This window comes from Sphingobacterium sp. GQ94, assembly GCF_059758715.1.
On the sequence record NZ_JCAXEC010000001.1, the window covers coordinates 421,921 to 438,167 of the forward strand.

The following is a 16,247-nucleotide window of genomic DNA, read 5'->3' on the forward strand; positions in this document are numbered from 1 at the left end:
GATGAAGCATTTATTTGACGAGCTTTCTTACGCAGTAAGCAAAATAACAACCCAAAAATACAGCACCAGTTTTTCCTTGGGGATATTGGCTTTAAAACCTTCCATCCGCTCGGCAATATATGCGATCTATGGTTATGTAAGATTAGCCGATGAAATCGTGGATAGTTTTCATGGATACGATAAAGAGAAATTATTGAATCGATTAAAGATAGAAACTGACATTGCGCTTGCCGAGGGTATTTCACTCAACCCGATCCTGCAATCGTTTCAGGAAACGGTAAACCGGTTTAAAATTGATACTTCTTTGATTGAACAGTTTTTACACAGCATGGAGATGGATCTGCAAAAAATAGAGTACAATTCAGAATTATACAAGGCATACATTTTTGGTTCAGCAGAAGTAGTCGGTCTAATGTGTCTGCAAGTTTTTACAGGTGGAGATAGGGATAAATACAATGACCTGAAACCCTACGCAATGAAATTAGGTTCTGCTTTTCAGAAAGTTAATTTTTTAAGGGATTTGAAAGACGATTATCAGGTGTTGGGGAGATCTTATTTCCCGAATATTGACATGTGCATATTTGATAATTTGGTGAAATGCGAGATCGAAAAGGAAGTAGAGCAGGAGTTTAAAGAAGCCTTAATCGGGATTAAGAAATTACCGAACTCCGCAATGTTTGGGGTATACCTGGCCTATAAGTATTACCTTTCATTGTTGCGGAAAATTCAAGGGAAATCTTCCAAAGAGATTTTAAACAATAGGGTTAGCATTCCAAACTCCCAAAAAGCATTTGTGGCATTTAAAAGTTACGTTCGGTATAAAATTGCTTGTTTATGATGAATTTCCTTGGTTTACTTCTATCGATTTTTTCCGTTTTGATGCCTTTCAGTGTCACCTTGGATCGTGTAAGAGAGAACTACAACAAGCTGGTCTCTGAGAAAGAACTCTGTCAAGAAATGATGGAAAGTTTAACGCAAACAAGCATGCAATCAACTACTCATTTGGCTTATTTAGGTGCCCTACAAACTATTTGGGCAAATCATCTTTTTAGCCCATTACAAAAGCTCGGCACCTTTAGGGCCGGAAAGAAGAATATCGAACAAGCCATCAAAAAATCGCCCGAGAATGTAGAACTAAGATTTATTAGACTCTCGGTTCAAAAAAATGCACCATCCTTTTTAGGCTATAGATCAAATATCCAACAGGATATCGCATTTATTAAACAACATCAGCATCAAATTAACTCCGCGATTTTACGTAAAAATATTAAAACTCTCTTATATTATTAAGCCATGAAATACCAACTATATAGAGAGCAACAATTGCCTTGTGATATCGAGACAGCGTGGCACTTTTTCTCTAATCCAGTGAATCTTTCCAAAATTACACCTAAGGAAATGCAGTTTGCTATGAACTCTGACTATACGAGCCAAGATATTTATGAAGGGATGATGATTGATTATACCGTTTCTCCGCTGCTAGGCATTCCATTGAATTGGCGGACCCGAATTACTCAGGTGGAATTATATAAAAGCTTCACAGATTTTCAACAGGAAGGCCCTTTTGCGTATTGGAGCCATTTTCACCAACTAATCCCCAACAATAAAGGTGTATTGCTCAAAGACACCGTAGATTATAAATTGCCTTTAGGCTTTTTGGGCGATACGGTACACAGGTTTTTTGTGGAAAAAAAATTAGCAAACATATTTGATTTTCGCTACAGCGTTTTAGAAAATCTGTTTAACACATAAACATCTAACATGAATTTTTTAATTGTATTGATCTCCTTTATATTCATGGAAATGGTCACCTGGATTATTCATAAATACGTTATGCATGGGGTTTTGTGGATTTTACACAAAGACCATCATGAACATAAGAACAAGCATTTAATGGAAAAGAACGACTATTTCTTTGTAATTTTTGCTATACCAACAATTGCCTTGATGTATTTCGGATCGCTGGAAAAATTAAATTATTTATTTTTTATCGGATTGGGAGTTATGCTCTATGGAATGGTTTATTTTTTTGTGCATGATGTTTTTATACACCAGCGGATTAAAATTTTCTCAACGTCCAAAAACCCTTATTTTCTTGCACTGCGAAGGGCACATAAGCAGCATCATAAGCATACCGGAAAACAAGATGGGGAATGTTTTGGCTTTTTATATGTGCCTTTCAAGTATTTCAAAATGTATTTTAATTCAGCTAAAAAATGATGAGCTATACCTATTCTTTCGTATTGTTTTTTTCAGTTATCATTTGTTTCATCGCGTCGTTTGATCGGAGGATTCAATTTAATCACCATTTTGGAGCGTTTGTAAAATCTGCAATACTTGTTGCAATTCCGTTCATTGCTTGGGATGTATGGTTTACTGCCAAAGGAGTTTGGTGGTTCAATTCAGCATATACTTTGGGAATAGACATCACGGGATTGCCACTTGAGGAATGGTTGTTTTTTATCTGTATTCCTTTTTCATGTGTATTTACCTATTTCTGTTTCGATAAATTTTTCAACTTAGGATGGCTTTCTAGTTTTAATAATCTTATTGTATTCCCCAGCATTGTGATCTGCGCGCTTATGGCTTTGTTGCATTTTGATAAAGTTTATACATTGCTCGCAGCTATATCCTCGATGCTCACTTTAATTTATTTGCATTTTATTGTCCGAGTGGATTGGATAGGTAAAGCATCAATGGTGTTTACAGTGTTGATGTTAGGCTTTTTTCCGGTCAATGGCATTTTGACTGGATCTGGACTGGACTCACCGGTGGTCAACTACAACCCCGGAGATTTTCTGGGTATCCGTATGTTAACGATCCCAGTTGAAGATGCCGTCTATGGATATACTCAATTTCTTTTGGTGCTGTATTTTTTTAAAATATTTAAACACAATGATCATGATTACAAAAAATAAAATTTTAATACTTGTTTTTTCCATAGGATTACTTGTTCTTTTAAATTCCTGTGCTTCTATCCCAAAAAATGCGCAGGCCGTTGAAAACTTTGATGTTCATGCGTATTTGGGTACTTGGTATGAAATAGCTCGTTTTGATTTCCGTTTTGAGAAGGATTTGAATAATGTCTCTGCGCAATATAGTTTAAATGAAAAAGGAAATCTCAGGGTGTTAAACAGTGGATATAATCACAAAAAACAAGAGTGGAAAAGAGCGGATGGTGTTGCGAAATTCACAGGGCAAAAGAATATTGCTAAATTAAAAGTGAGTTTTTTTGGTCCTTTTTATTCGGGATATAACGTACTAGCAATTGATAAAGATTACCAATACGCACTGATCGCAGGGAAAAACCTGGATTATTTATGGATTTTATCTAGGACAAAAAGCATCCCAGAAAAAGTTAAAATAAGCTATTTGAAAATTGCAGAAGACATCGGTTATGATATTTCCAAACTGATATGGGTGAAGCACAACAGGAAGGATAATCCATTTTTACATGAAAAATAAAATCGTTGTTTTTTGGTTTCGACGTGATCTTCGTTTAGAAGATAACATGGGATTGCATAAGGCGCTAGCTTGTGGATTCCCTGTTTTTCCAATTTTTATTTTTGATCAAACTATTCTGAATGAGTTAGTCGATACAAAAGACCGAAGGGTTGACTACATCCATCAGGCTATCTCCATTCTAAATACTAAATTGAAGTCATTACATGCCAGACTGAATACGTTTGATGGTCATCCCATTGAAATTTTCAAAATGCTTACGGAAGATTATGCTATTCAAGGTGTCTTCTGTAATCGGGATTACGAACCGAAATCTATCAAAAGGGATAAGGAAGTTACCCAGTTTTTACAAAAACAAAACATTCCATTTCAGGCATTCAAAGACCAGGTTATTTTTGATAAAGATGAGGTGATGAAATGCGATAGCACTCCTTATACCATGTACACTCCCTATGCAAAAAAATGGAAACAACTGCTAACCTCTGAGCATTATAAACCCTGTCCTATGGATTACACTAATTTTTTCAGACAACCCTTCGCTCAAATTCATGCTTTGAATGTAATTGGTTTTGAAAAAACGGATATGGTGTTTAAACACCCCAGATTAGAGGCCAAAATCATCGATGAGTACGATAAATTCAAAGATTATCCTGCAATGCAAGGAACAACTAAATTGGGAATCGCCCTGCGTTTTGGCACCATCAGTATTCGTAGCTGCGTTTGTTTTGCAATTCTCCACAATCAAACTTGGCTGAACGAATTGATTTGGCGAGAGTTTTTTATGCAGATTTTATATCATTTTCCCAAGGTGGTAGACCATTCTTTCAAACCAAAATACGATCACCTGGCATGGCGTAATAATGAACTAGAATTTGAAAAATGGTGCCAGGGGAAAACCGGTTATCCAATGGTAGATGCCGGGATGAGAGAATTGAATCAAACAGGATGTATGCACAATCGGGTTCGGATGATTGTAGCGAGCTTTTTATGTAAGCATCTCTTGATAGATTGGAGATGGGGCGAGGCCTATTTTGCCCAAAAGCTTATAGATTATGACTTGTCTATTAACAATGGCAACTGGCAGTGGGCGTCTGGTTCGGGATGTGACTCTGTACCCTATTTCAGGATATTTAATCCGGGTATTCAAGCCTGTAAGTTTGACAAAGGGCAAGAATACATTAAAAAATGGATTCCCGAATTGGGAACAACTTTTTATCCCCCAAAAATCGTTGATCACAGTTTTGCAAGAGAAAGGGCATTGAAAGTGTACGCAGCCGCTATCAAAGAAGACCATTAACGTCAATTCTCAAGTTCAAATAGTTTGCGCGGCGAATCTGAGATTGCTTTCGATTACAGCATCAAGACTTGAATGGTCTTTTGTAGCATTAATCCATAATGGGATCTGAAAAACTATATAATTTTCTTCCTTTTGAACCAGGTGAATATCACCACCGACACGGCTAGCATAACCCCTAATGTTAAGAAATATCCCAAATTCCATTTAAGTTCAGGCATATTATCGAAATTCATTCCGTAAATCCCTGCAATAAAGGTCAAGGGAAGAAAAAATGCTGAGAAGATCGTGAGTAATTTCATAACATCATTATTCTTCTGCGCATTGACCGAGTGATATGAATTGAGAAGATTGTTGGCATCTTCAAGTATTTCATCGTAGCTAAGGATCAGGCTGAGAAGATAATCTTTATTATTTTGCTGTGCGGTGCTATTCTCCACTTTCACCGGTATATGGCCAACGACGTTCTGGAATATCTGGAGCAGCTTTTTGGTGATTCGTGCCTGAGCCTTAAAAAAATAAAGGTCTTCGATCGATACCCGGGAATAATCTTTTAAAAATATTGTCTTTTCAAACGCCCCTATTTTTGCATCTAACTCATCGAAAGGGGGGTGATACGTTCCGATCATTTTATAGATGATGTGAAGGAGTAATTCTTCAACGGATTGAGGAGTTTTTTTTTCGAGGTTAAGAAACGCAAATTCCGTGGAATGGACAGTGATCATTCTTTCTTGGTTAAAGAAGAAGGCAATCTTATTGGAAAGTTCTGGGACGGTGGTCGCACCCATCTTTAAATCTGCCGTGAAGGCACGTAGAACCACAAAAGTGTATCCTTCGTTGATTTCTATTTTTGGCAGATGGCCAGGTTGTAGGCTATCTTTTATCTGAAAATAATCTAGTTTATACTCTTCAGCAATTTTTTCTAACTCTCCTTTATCTGGTTTGCAGATATCGATCCATTCGTAATTGTCAAAGTTCGTTCTTAGTTGATTTCGTCTGTTCATAATTTCGTATTTGTTAGACTAAAATACAATTTCTCAGCCTATTTGATGACTGGCAATTTGATTATCCGAGGACTTGATAGGGGATTTGCTCTCCGTTTTTTTATTGTGCAGCATTGCGCTGCCTGAAGATGATCCTAAGTAGCTCGCTGATTTCCGGGGAGTAACGACAAAAAATAGTTGACGGGAAATTAATCGCCAAAATGGAGCGAAATTTGTGACCTGTTTGTTTGCTTAAAGTAGGTGAACCTTACCTTAAAAAAAACATTGTGATAATCCAAGAATTGATTTTTACTGTTGAAAAATGACTTCGCTATAAATTGTTGAAAATGATAACAAAAAACGATATTCTAGATCTTGAAAACCAGCTTTATGAAGCTATGAAAAGCGCTAACTTGGAAATACTCGATAAACTGTTGCATAATGATTTGCTTTTCATCCTGCCGAGCGGTGAAACCATTACCAAGGAAATGGATTTGGAAACCTACCGTACTGGAGATCTAAAAATAGAGGAACTTATTCCGGCGGTTGAACAGTTAAATATTATTGACGATTTAGCCGTTATTACACTGAAAATGAATGTAAAAGGAAATTATACTGGTCAGCCTATTGATGTCCAATTTAGATACATCCGCTTTTGGAAAAGTTTCTCCGACGGAATAAAAGTTGTGGGAGGAAGCGGTATTTCGATTTAATTAGAATGATTGCAACTTTAGGACTTTTTGACAAGCTTTCTAAGCTCTTCTTTGACTCCTTTTTCTGGGGAATTCTTTTTTTTTAATTTCTTAGTTGAAAAAATAATTTAATCCAAATCAGTTGGAACGTCCTATTTCTTGAAGGATTTTTCTAGCTTGAGCAGAAACATATGGATTCTGATGTTTTGCTACTTTTTCTATTTCTACTATTACCTGTGGATTTTCTGCAGCATGGGTTTTTAGACAAATCAAAGCTGCTTTTAATAGCGGTCCGTTAAGGTCTTCCAATTTTCTGGCAAGTTGTAGCAATACTTCCTGATCGATTTTTTTGCCTTGGGAAATCTTTTGAATTAAATTAGGCTTAAGGGAATATTCCACATGATCCAATGTATGCCATAATGATTTTTGGAATTCAACTTCTTCGCACCAACCAATGGGGATCCGCTCTATTGCTTTTGATGCCAAATTATACGAATCACTCGTCACAAATTCAAGAATTCTTTTTTTTAATGGAGTAGGGGCTTCGGCATAAAAGTGCAATTTATCCAGGCCCCACATCCAATCCCATTGAACCTTACTCCCCAAAATAGTTAATAATAATTCGGCAGATAATTTGGTGTCAGTAGCTTTCTCTACGTCCTGTTGCATTTGGCCATAAACCAGATGCCACATGGAATAGGTTGTAAAAACAGCTCCTGGGACCACAAGTTGCAGAACATCCTTTGATGTAGGTGCTGTAACTGCATCAACCTGTCCAAGCGGAAGCCGTTTTGGCACTAACTCTTCATAAGATATAGTGCCTAAGGCAGAGAAGCTATCCACCAATATCCGGTGCAGCTGCTCGTATTCCTGAGTGACGAATGGAGTATGTTCCGCCTTACTTAAAAATTCTTTGGGCGGAAGTTCAAATCCCAGGTACCGGCCCGTTAGGTTCCAGTAAAGGTTTACATTCAATAGGCGACAATTCTGATCAAAACAGATTTCTTTAAAAATTTTTCGAAAGTATGAAATGGGCATATTCTCCTTATTCATCAACTGGTATAGCGTATCGGTTCCTAGCACCTTTGTTCCCGTATCAATCGGAATCCGCACGATATAGGAAAGATCCTGGTTAACTGTGGGCGTGGTAAAATACCTAATGGTGTCCTGATGCAGGTCCTGTGCATGCACTATGGCATGCTTGCTAAATACCAGAAAATTGATGAAAATAATTATATATGCCTCTTTTCTCATCACTCCCCTTATACTTTTTGAGATGGAACTACAGCACCATGCTCGATCAATAGTTGATGGATATCGGAAATCTTAACCTTTTCTGGGGTGGTTTTCTGCGTATGAGCCAGTACAGCCGCTGCTGCTGCCGCTTGCCCCATACCCATGCATGAGGCTTGCACCCGAAGGGCTGAATTTGCCAACCGGTCACTTCCCAGACAACGTCCAGCAACAATCAAATTCCGGCTTCCTTTGGGAATAAGCGCTCGCAAGGGAACCGTTGCTACCTTCCCTTGTTCAAGGTGTTTTGGCACCACTCCATTCGCATCATGAAGATCAATAGGGTAATAGGAATAAGAGACCGCATCCTCAAAAATACGGCCGGTTACATAGTCCTCATGGGTAACTTTATAGATGCTATCTATTCTAAAGCTTTCTCTTGTGGCGGTTTCATTTTGCATGTCCTGAATTTTCAACTGTTCCAATCCTGGGAGTTTGCGAAGAAATTTAAATGTCCTGAGCAAAGAGGCCCGGCCTTTCAGATTGGCTAAGGTATGGGATGCGGAGGTTGTCGAATCTGCGCCCTCGATATGCTGGACATTATCACCCGCGTTATTTAATAGAGATTGTACACTTAAAAATTCTCCTTTAATTAGATCTCCTTGTTGAACAGCCTGATTAAATTCTGCTGTAATTTTTTTCATATCAAGCTGATCTTTCTGATACCCGCCAATGCGAAACATCAGCGTTCCAGGTTGTATTTCATTTTCTCGGAGTAGATTAAAACCTGCCAGGGATACCGCACTGGCATTGCCGGTGCAGTCGATTAACTGATTACATATAATTTCCGTTTGTGTACCTTTTCCAACGGTGGTCACCTTCCATCCGTCTTTCTGTTCAAGAACAGAGACGGGACATTCATAAAAACGTAACTCAACACCTGCCTCTACACATTTGTCTTCAATGACCATAGCATATAATGGACCATTTAAGCGAACTTGATGCTTCCAGTGTTGGCGTCCATGTGGGATAGAGAAATCCGGAAGCTCGTCATTATTCAAAGAGACAGCTTCTTGAACCATCTCCCAGCCAATTCCTCCAATAACCTGCTTTCCCCAGGCAAAGAATATCCCCGGGAAAGCCACTCCTCCGGTGGTGGTGGTGCCACCGAGCATGCTTCCATTTTCAACAAGAATAGTTTTTTTTCCTGCCCTAGCAGCTTGGATAGCTGCTACCACACCCGATGTTCCTCCTCCAATGACTAATATATCGGTAGTAATTGTTTCTTTTTTTACCGAACGAGGTTTATACAAAACTTCGCCCTTCAATAAATTAATCGATGACAAGCCTAAAGATAGGGCTCCCATAGCGACTAAAGCTGATCTCCTTTTCATTTTTTCCATCTTTCTTTTTTTTAGGGATCAATACCCTGGATTTTGATCTGTAACCGGATCGATTGCGTTGTTGTAATTTGTCTCGGAAAGCGGAATCGGCCATAATAAATGCTTCTGAACCACGGTCTTTCCTTTTCCATATTCGATGTATTCATTTAACGATCCTATTCGTTTTAATTCCATCCATCGTTTCCCCTCATACATAAATTCATACCCACGTTCTTTTACGATCAATTCTATAAAAGCATCTACGGTATAATCGGCAGCATTGTAATCTATCGAAGAAGCAGAATTAGGAGGATAACCATAGGCCCTGCGATGAACTTTATTTAACGCTTCCATACTTTCTGCACTGACTGCACTGTTCTGGCGTGCCGATGCCTCAGCATAGATCAAAAGTGCATCGGACAATCTGTATATGGGAAGGTCGTTGCCGGCGGTCCCACGATCAAGCGCATCGGGATCGATGTATTTAGAGCTGACAAGGGTATTGGGGCCAAGTCCAAAATTTATCTTGTCCCATAGTTGTTTGCGGATATCCAGATCATCCCATGCTATGTAATTTGGATTGGTGGCATTTCCATGCACTGCATAAGCTCCTGTACCGTCTACGGTGAACAGTTTTGTGCTAGGATGGTTGGATATCCATAATATGTAATTTCCCTGGTTTGGTAACCGGGCATATTTTAAGGCAAAAATTTCCTCACTGCTGGAAACAATATCTGGCCCGAAAACCTTGTATTGAAAATCTTCTTTGGCTTTTACACTCACCAAACTAAGACCACTCCCTATGACTTGGTCGGCTAGTTCAGCTGCTTGGTCATATCGTTCTAACTGTAAATACACATCCGCCAGTAATGTCTGGGCAGCTATTTTACTTGGACGACCACTCAATGTTGCAGTCTCTGGAAGCGTATTTGTTGCTACGATCAGGTCATCCTCTATGAGTTGATAGACCTCCTCTGGAGTACTGCGGGCAAGATCTTTCTCGGTCATGTTTTCCTGTGTACGCAAGGGTACGCCTCCCCAGTTTCTGACCAATTGAAAATAACTGAATGCTCGCAGAAATTTAGCCTCTGCGATGAAAGCGTCATATTCTTCCCCGCTAGGAGAATTAAGAATAACCAAATTGGCGTTTCGGATTGTCAGGTAGAAATTATTCCAGAATCCCTGAACCCGGGTTATGTTTGCATCATCCAAGCCTTGAAAGTTACTTAATGGAGTCCAGCTTCCCCGGCCGTACATCCAATCAGACTGACACTCTAAGGTGGCTATATAATTGCTCATCAAATCATTTCTAAGCGGAGAATAAATCGCGTTTACAGCAGCCTGTACCTCTGTTGGAGTCGTGTAAAAATTCTCAACGGCGATCTGTTTGGGAGCTTCAGTCAAGGATTTTTCGCACGCGGTGAAAAATAAACTAAGAGCCAAAATATAGAATAGCTTCTTTTTTATATGTATGGTTAATTTTTTCATGTTTTCGAATATAAATCGTTAGAAACCAGCGCGGATACCAAAGGTGATGGATTTGGCCGCAGGATATGAATTATGATCCAATCGGAAATTTGTTTCTGGATCCCACCATGAATATTTCGTGGCAGTGAATAAATTTTGTCCACTGAGGTAGACCTGCAGTTGTGTTACTTTTTTCAAATTCATCGCCTGAACTGGTAAATTATAGCCAAGGGAAATGTTCTTCAACCTTAAATAAGATCCATCCTCAATGAATCTTGAGGACATTTTCACTGGAGTTGAGCGACTGATACGAGGATAGTCCGCATCTGACCTATCTGCTGTCCAATGATTCTCATAAACACTTTTGGGCATATTTAAGCCGAATCCATAATCCATCGTGTTGGTAATTGAGCTGGCATTTAGAATATCATTGCCATAAGTTCCTTGAAGGAAAAAGGAGAACTCAAAGTTTTTGAAACTCATGAGCGAATTCAATCCATAGGTGAAATCAGGGTTGGCATCTCCGATATAGGTTTTATCAGCCGCACTTATCGATCCATCTCCGTTTATATCCCTGAAAATGATATCGCCCTTGCTGTCATAACCGTCTTCAATGTACCCCCAAAATTGACCAACTGGCCTTCCTTCACGCAGAATGCTGGTCGCATCACTAACGATGATCATACCAATATTATCACGTAGTACATCCTCATGGTTATACAGACTAACAACTTTATTTTTATTGAACGATATATTTGCCATCAGATCCCAGGTAAAGTGTTGGGTAAATGGTTTGGCCTCTATACCGAATTCAAACCCTCTGTTCTGTACCTTTCCAACATTTTGGATGGTGGAGGTATATCCCATAGAAGCAGGCAGACGAACATCACTTAATAAGTCACGTGTATTTTTTACGTAATAATCCGCTGTTAGTAGAATTCGATTATTTAAAAGACCTATGTCTGCTCCAATATCCATTTGTTCTGTGGTTTCCCACGACAAATCATTCGGTAATCTGGTTGAGGGACCAACCGTATTGTAGTATTCGTTGCCAAAGATTGTTTTTCCCGCCGATAACAAGTTAAGAGTCGTATAAGGATCAATCGCTTGACTTCCGGTAAGTCCCCAACTGGTCCTTAATTTTAAATCGGAGATAACAGGAATACTCTTCATGAACTCTTCATTTGAGATGCGCCAAGCGAGAGCTCCTGATGGGAAATTTCCCCATTGACTTCCCGAAGAATACCGGGATGAACCATCTCGGCGAAGACTTATAGTGGCCAGAAAGCGGTCATCGTAACTATAATTCACTCGCCCTAAAAATGAAATCAAAGACGACTTGATATAGCCCGAACCAGGGATTCCTGGTGTTCCAGCTGCGCCTAAGTTATAGCTTTCATATAGGTCCGATAAGAAATCTGTACCGCTGGCACTTACCGAGGTGATTACAAAGTTCTGATAGGTGATACCTGCTACAGCGGCGAGACTATGTTTTTGGTTGAAGGTCCGTGTGTAGTTTAGCGTATTTTCATTTAGTAAGCTTGATTGCTGAGTGGATGAAACGCTCGCATTTCCGGGGCTATCAAAAAATTTTGTTGAGGTATAATTATCTGAACGGTCGTCCCGGTTTTCCAGTCCTCCGGCAATTTTAAGGATAAGATCCGGCGTGATATTATAGGATACTGAGGCATTGATTAAGGCCAAGTTCGCCTTAGTCTGGGCCTTACTTTCGTTGATCCAATTGATTGGATTGCGCAGATCTGTAGCAAGGAAAGGGTAGGCAGTATGCAATATCCTGTATGAGCCGTCTTCATTTAAAGGTGAGAGGATGGGCGGAGCGGATATAGCTGCTGCAATCATCGAATTACCTCGATTCCCTCCACCACTATCTCTTCTTTTGGTGGTTAATCTAGATAGGGTAGTGTTCAACTCAACGGTAAGTTTATCGTTGATCTTGTGTTTTATATTGCTTTGTAGAGAATAGCGGTCATAGTCGCTTCCTTTGATGATTCCATCCTGGCCAAAAAAACTTCCTCCAATGGAGAACTGAGTTTTTTCGTTTCCTCCTGCTATATTCAGAGAACTGGTAAACATTGGAGCACGTTGGAAAACAAAATCCTGCCAATCAAAACCTTGTCCAAATGCGGTTATCTCTTGCGGGGTGAAATAAGGGTCCAGTTTATCATTTATGGCTTGCTGGTTATAAAATAGGGCATATTCCTGGGCGTTCATAAGATCTAATTTTTTGATCAGCTCTTGTGAGCTAAAGCTGCTCTCAAAGGCCACCGTAGTACGACCTTCTTTGCCTTTTTTGGTCGTGATGATGACCACACCATTGGCTCCCCTAGAGCCATAAATCGCTGTAGCGGAAGCATCCTTTAGAATTTCAATACTCTGGATGTCTGCAGGATTTACAATAGTTGGATTAGACCCGGCTATCGGAAAACCATCTACGACATACAAGGGTTCGTTACTCCCTTGTATGGAGTTGCCACCCCTTACGCGAACGGACATCGATGGTCCAGGTGCACCAGAATTTTGCCGAATATGAACCCCCGGAGCCCGGCCTGCCAACGCTTGTAAAGCATTTGCATTTGGGAAGGCATTTAATTCTTCTGTTTTAACCTGGGAGACTGAGCCCGTTAAGTCTGATTTCTTAACCGTTCCGTATCCTACAACAATCACTTCGTCCAATTCATCAGTTTGACCTTCCATGACTATATTAACTATAGATTTATTGCCAATGCTGGTTTCCTGGTCCTTGTAGCCAAGGATTGAAGTCATAATTATTGGCTGGGAGGGAGTATTAGGAAGCTTGATTGAATAGTTTCCATTCTCATCGGTTAGGGTGCGTGTATTTGTTCCCTTAATGGAAACAGTAACACCGATTAAGGGTTCTCCCAGGTTATTTCTGATGCTTCCAGTAACTATTTTTTCCTGAATGACTGACATAAGACTCAGGTCATTGTTAGTTTGTGAGGATTGTTGCCTTCGTACCAGCACAATATTTCGATCCAATTTTTTGTAATCCAGGTTATGCTTGATGAGCAAGTTTTTCAGGACATCATCGATCAGCGCATCTTTTACCGAAATATCAACCGTAGCATTGCTTGGTATAAGTGATTTATTAAAAAAGATATGGTAACCGCTTTGTTTTTGCAGTTCGCGCAAAATGGAAATTAGCTTTCCATTGGTCCTGTGAAGCGTTATTTTCTGAGCATATGAGAATGCACTGACTTGTAGAGTAGCTACCAGCAGTAAAATCACGGATAGTTTCATGAATAACAATCTAGGTTTTAAATACCCACAGCTAGAAGTAGGTATAACATAATTTTTATACATTTGTTATAAGATTGGTTGTTATACGTTTTATTAACATGTCTTGGACATCAGTCTTCAAGTCTTTGGACTTGCTTATCAGGTGTGGTAGGACACGCCTGATTTTTTTTTGAGTCACCGAAGGGTTGCATTTTTATTTCATAACCTGAACCCTCCTTCCAATCCGGTTAAATTTTATCTCATTGGTCAATTCGATCGTCTTTAGTACTTTCTCAATATCGTCACTCCTTGACATGGAACCCCAAAATCGATTTGTGCTAAAATCATCTTTATACTCCACCTCTATGTCATACCAGCGGGCTATACTTTCCATAACTTGATAAATTGATGCATCTTCAAATGAAAAAGCGCCATTTTTCCAAGCCAGAACAGAGTAGGGATCCACCTGCTCGACTGTGATGGAATTGTTTTGTAATTCAAAATTTAATTGTTGATTTGGTTTGATCACCCGGCTCTCTCCATTTTCATAGGAGAGCTTAACGGATCCTTCGATCAACGTTGTTTGGATGGATTTGCCGTAACTGTTGATGTTAAATGTAGTGCCCAGAACTTCCAGGGTTTGTTGCTTTGTTTTAACGATGAAAGGGACGCTCTTTGATGCAATCTGTTTTTTATTTACCTCAAAATAGGCCTCTCCTTCTAGTTCAACCCTCCGTGCATCTTTTTCGAACTGAACAGGATAACGTAGACGCGAAGATGCATTAATAGATACTAGGGTTCCATCGGACAGCCTTAATTCATATTCTCCACCCTTTGGGGTAACGATGGTATTGTAAATAAGAGTGCCAGCAGGGGCATTTTCATCAATAAAATACCCAATCGATCCATCCTCATTTTTCTGAATGCTATATCCCGCCAATTCAATGAGCGTATCTGTTGCTAATTTTTCTAGGTCAATTTCAGTCCCATCTGTGAGTACAATTTTAGCCTTGTTCCCACCTGGTAAAACCAATTCTTTTTTCTTGGATTTGTCTGCAGTAGTCATCAATTCCTCAGGCTGATTTACGTAATCTATTCCTAGTTTTAAAATGACGATTACCACTGCCGCTGAGAGTATTTTGATGGATGTCAGGGCTGCCTTGTTCCAAAAGTTAGGACGATAGCTTTGGGAAATAGCTGTTTGGATCCGCTGGTCTGAGATGATTTTTTCAAAGGTATCCTCCGCATTGGGAATACCCCTTGATAAATCGAGCGGAAGCTCAGAAAAACTATCCCATATCTCTAAAAGATCATTTTCTGATTTTAGCGTTAATTCCTTACGCAGTAATACTAAATCTTCCTCCGTTATCGAGTTCCTCAGATATTGATGGATCAAAACAACAAGTTCTTGGTCTTTCAACGTTTATAATATTGGTTAACTATATAAACGAGCTCGTGAACAAAAAGTACTAGTTGAACTTTTATTAATTTCAGGTAGCTATTAATAACAAGATAAAGTAGATACCTTTCATGATCAGTTTCACGGTTTTTGACGCCGTCAAAAGGTGGTTCTTTACTGTGTTTTTAGAGATTCCAATTTTATCTGCTATCTCTTGGTAAGATAGACCTTCAAACTTGTTCATCGCATAAATTTCTTTTTGCTTACTAGGCAACCGGGCAATAGCTTGATTCCACAACGAATTAAGTTCTTTACTATCTATCGATTCCTCAGTTTCTTTGTCTTCTTCACTCCAGGAGTTTCCTAGATACACCTCGAATTTTGATTCCACTATTTTTTTTCGAAAGTTTGAAATGACCAGACGCTTGGCAATGGTGAATAAATAGGGGTAAATCCCAGCAGCATTATCGATTTTTGTCCGGTTCAAAAATAAACTGATAAACACCTCTTGGACCAGTTCTTCTGCTTCCTCATTTCGTTTGAAAAATCTGATGGCGTAATAATAGATTGTTTTATAATACACATTAAAAATCTTCTGGAACGCTCGTTGATCACCTGACTTGAATTGCATAAAATCTGCCTGCCTTATTTCAGGCAATCCTTGAGCAGTTTGCTGGTTAATTGTATTATCCATCATAATCAAAATCAGCTCTTCCAGATTTATAGGTAGCGTGTTGTTGATAGGAGCAAGCATGCTAAAGAATTAAAAAGTATTCCTTAGCTAATTCTCCATAGGAAAAACGGAAGATAATTTCAGTTTATCAATTATTTACACGATTTGCTATCAATCTTTTTAGATTGGTGTGTACTTTGGTTAAAGTACTAAATATATGCATATTGTTTTAAATAACTGTCCTGCCCTTTCATGTGAGTTTTGCTGGTTTTTAATCCATAGATGGATGGATGAAAGAATTCCTGCGGATGTAGTCTAATACTAATGTACAATCATCTGCCTGACCTTGCCAAACTTCAACGTTTTTTATAATTAGATGAGGAATCAAGTGATCTGTTGTGTGA

At 39.1% G+C, this 16,247-nt stretch carries 15 protein-coding genes; 8 read left to right on the forward strand and 7 right to left on the reverse strand.

Annotated features, from left to right (window positions below; all coding sequences use genetic code 11):
* The first annotated feature begins 1 nt into the window (after nt 1).
* Genes AC6CHH_RS01715 through AC6CHH_RS01745 form a run of 7 tightly spaced genes read left to right on the forward strand, consistent with a single transcriptional unit; the run spans nt 2 to nt 4,759 of the window.
* Nucleotides 2-838 carry a phytoene/squalene synthase family protein gene (locus AC6CHH_RS01715; protein ID WP_498279077.1) on the forward strand — a complete coding sequence of 279 codons (837 nt, stop codon included), beginning with the start codon at nt 2-4 and terminating at the stop codon, nt 836-838.
* Nucleotides 835-1,290 carry a hypothetical protein gene (locus tag AC6CHH_RS01720; RefSeq protein ID WP_498279079.1) on the forward strand — a complete coding sequence of 152 codons (456 nt, stop codon included), beginning with the start codon at nt 835-837 and terminating at the stop codon, nt 1,288-1,290. The genes AC6CHH_RS01715 and AC6CHH_RS01720 overlap by 4 nt, the downstream gene beginning before the upstream one ends.
* 3 nt (nt 1,291-1,293) lie before the next feature.
* Nucleotides 1,294-1,752 (forward strand): SRPBCC family protein, encoded by a 459-nt coding sequence (locus AC6CHH_RS01725; RefSeq protein WP_498279081.1) that lies wholly within the window; start codon nt 1,294-1,296, stop codon nt 1,750-1,752.
* A gap of 9 nt (nt 1,753-1,761) precedes the next feature.
* On the forward strand, nt 1,762-2,220 hold the full coding sequence (locus AC6CHH_RS01730; RefSeq protein ID WP_498279083.1) for a sterol desaturase family protein: 459 nt from the start codon (nt 1,762-1,764) through the stop codon (nt 2,218-2,220).
* Nucleotides 2,217-2,918, forward strand: a complete 702-nt coding sequence (locus AC6CHH_RS01735; protein WP_498279085.1) for a lycopene cyclase domain-containing protein — start codon at nt 2,217-2,219, stop codon at nt 2,916-2,918. Before AC6CHH_RS01730 ends, AC6CHH_RS01735 begins: the two co-directional genes overlap by 4 nt.
* On the forward strand, nt 2,902-3,465 hold the full coding sequence (locus AC6CHH_RS01740; RefSeq protein ID WP_498279087.1) for a lipocalin family protein: 564 nt from the start codon (nt 2,902-2,904) through the stop codon (nt 3,463-3,465). The genes AC6CHH_RS01735 and AC6CHH_RS01740 overlap by 17 nt, the downstream gene beginning before the upstream one ends.
* A complete protein-coding gene (locus AC6CHH_RS01745; RefSeq protein WP_498279089.1) occupies nt 3,455-4,759 on the forward strand; it encodes a cryptochrome/photolyase family protein in 1,305 nt (434 codons plus the stop codon). Before AC6CHH_RS01740 ends, AC6CHH_RS01745 begins: the two co-directional genes overlap by 11 nt.
* Before the next feature lie 113 nt (nt 4,760-4,872).
* On the opposite strand, the gene AC6CHH_RS01750 is transcribed toward AC6CHH_RS01745, so the two are convergent.
* Nucleotides 4,873-5,760, reverse strand: a complete 888-nt coding sequence (locus AC6CHH_RS01750) for a CorA family divalent cation transporter (RefSeq protein ID WP_498279091.1) — start codon at nt 5,758-5,760, stop codon at nt 4,873-4,875.
* A gap of 326 nt (nt 5,761-6,086) precedes the next feature.
* Here AC6CHH_RS01750 and AC6CHH_RS01755 point away from each other — a divergent pair, with 326 nt between their 5' ends.
* Entirely contained in the window at nt 6,087-6,452 is a 366-nt protein-coding gene (locus AC6CHH_RS01755; RefSeq protein ID WP_498279093.1) for a nuclear transport factor 2 family protein, read from the forward strand.
* A 117-nt stretch (nt 6,453-6,569) separates the two neighbouring features.
* Here the strand turns inward: AC6CHH_RS01755 and AC6CHH_RS01760 are convergent, their stop codons facing one another.
* The 6 genes from AC6CHH_RS01760 to AC6CHH_RS01785 all read right to left on the reverse strand — a co-directional run bounded on the left by AC6CHH_RS01760 (nt 6,570) and on the right by AC6CHH_RS01785 (nt 15,924).
* Nucleotides 6,570-7,685, reverse strand: a complete 1,116-nt coding sequence (locus AC6CHH_RS01760) for a hypothetical protein (protein WP_498279095.1) — start codon at nt 7,683-7,685, stop codon at nt 6,570-6,572.
* An 8-nt stretch (nt 7,686-7,693) separates the two neighbouring features.
* Complete coding sequence (locus tag AC6CHH_RS01765) at nt 7,694-9,058, reverse strand: FAD-dependent oxidoreductase (RefSeq protein ID WP_498279097.1); 1,365 nt, start codon at nt 9,056-9,058, stop codon at nt 7,694-7,696.
* A 27-nt stretch (nt 9,059-9,085) separates the two neighbouring features.
* Nucleotides 9,086-10,534 (reverse strand): RagB/SusD family nutrient uptake outer membrane protein, encoded by a 1,449-nt coding sequence (locus AC6CHH_RS01770; RefSeq protein WP_498279099.1) that lies wholly within the window; start codon nt 10,532-10,534, stop codon nt 9,086-9,088.
* Between the two features lie 18 nt (nt 10,535-10,552).
* A complete protein-coding gene (locus AC6CHH_RS01775; RefSeq protein WP_498279101.1) occupies nt 10,553-13,792 on the reverse strand; it encodes a TonB-dependent receptor in 3,240 nt (1,079 codons plus the stop codon).
* A 193-nt stretch (nt 13,793-13,985) separates the two neighbouring features.
* Nucleotides 13,986-15,191 (reverse strand): FecR family protein, encoded by a 1,206-nt coding sequence (locus tag AC6CHH_RS01780; protein WP_498279103.1) that lies wholly within the window; start codon nt 15,189-15,191, stop codon nt 13,986-13,988.
* Between the two features lie 70 nt (nt 15,192-15,261).
* Complete coding sequence (locus AC6CHH_RS01785; protein WP_498279105.1) at nt 15,262-15,924, reverse strand: RNA polymerase sigma factor; 663 nt, start codon at nt 15,922-15,924, stop codon at nt 15,262-15,264.
* Nucleotides 15,925-16,247 lie beyond the last annotated feature (323 nt).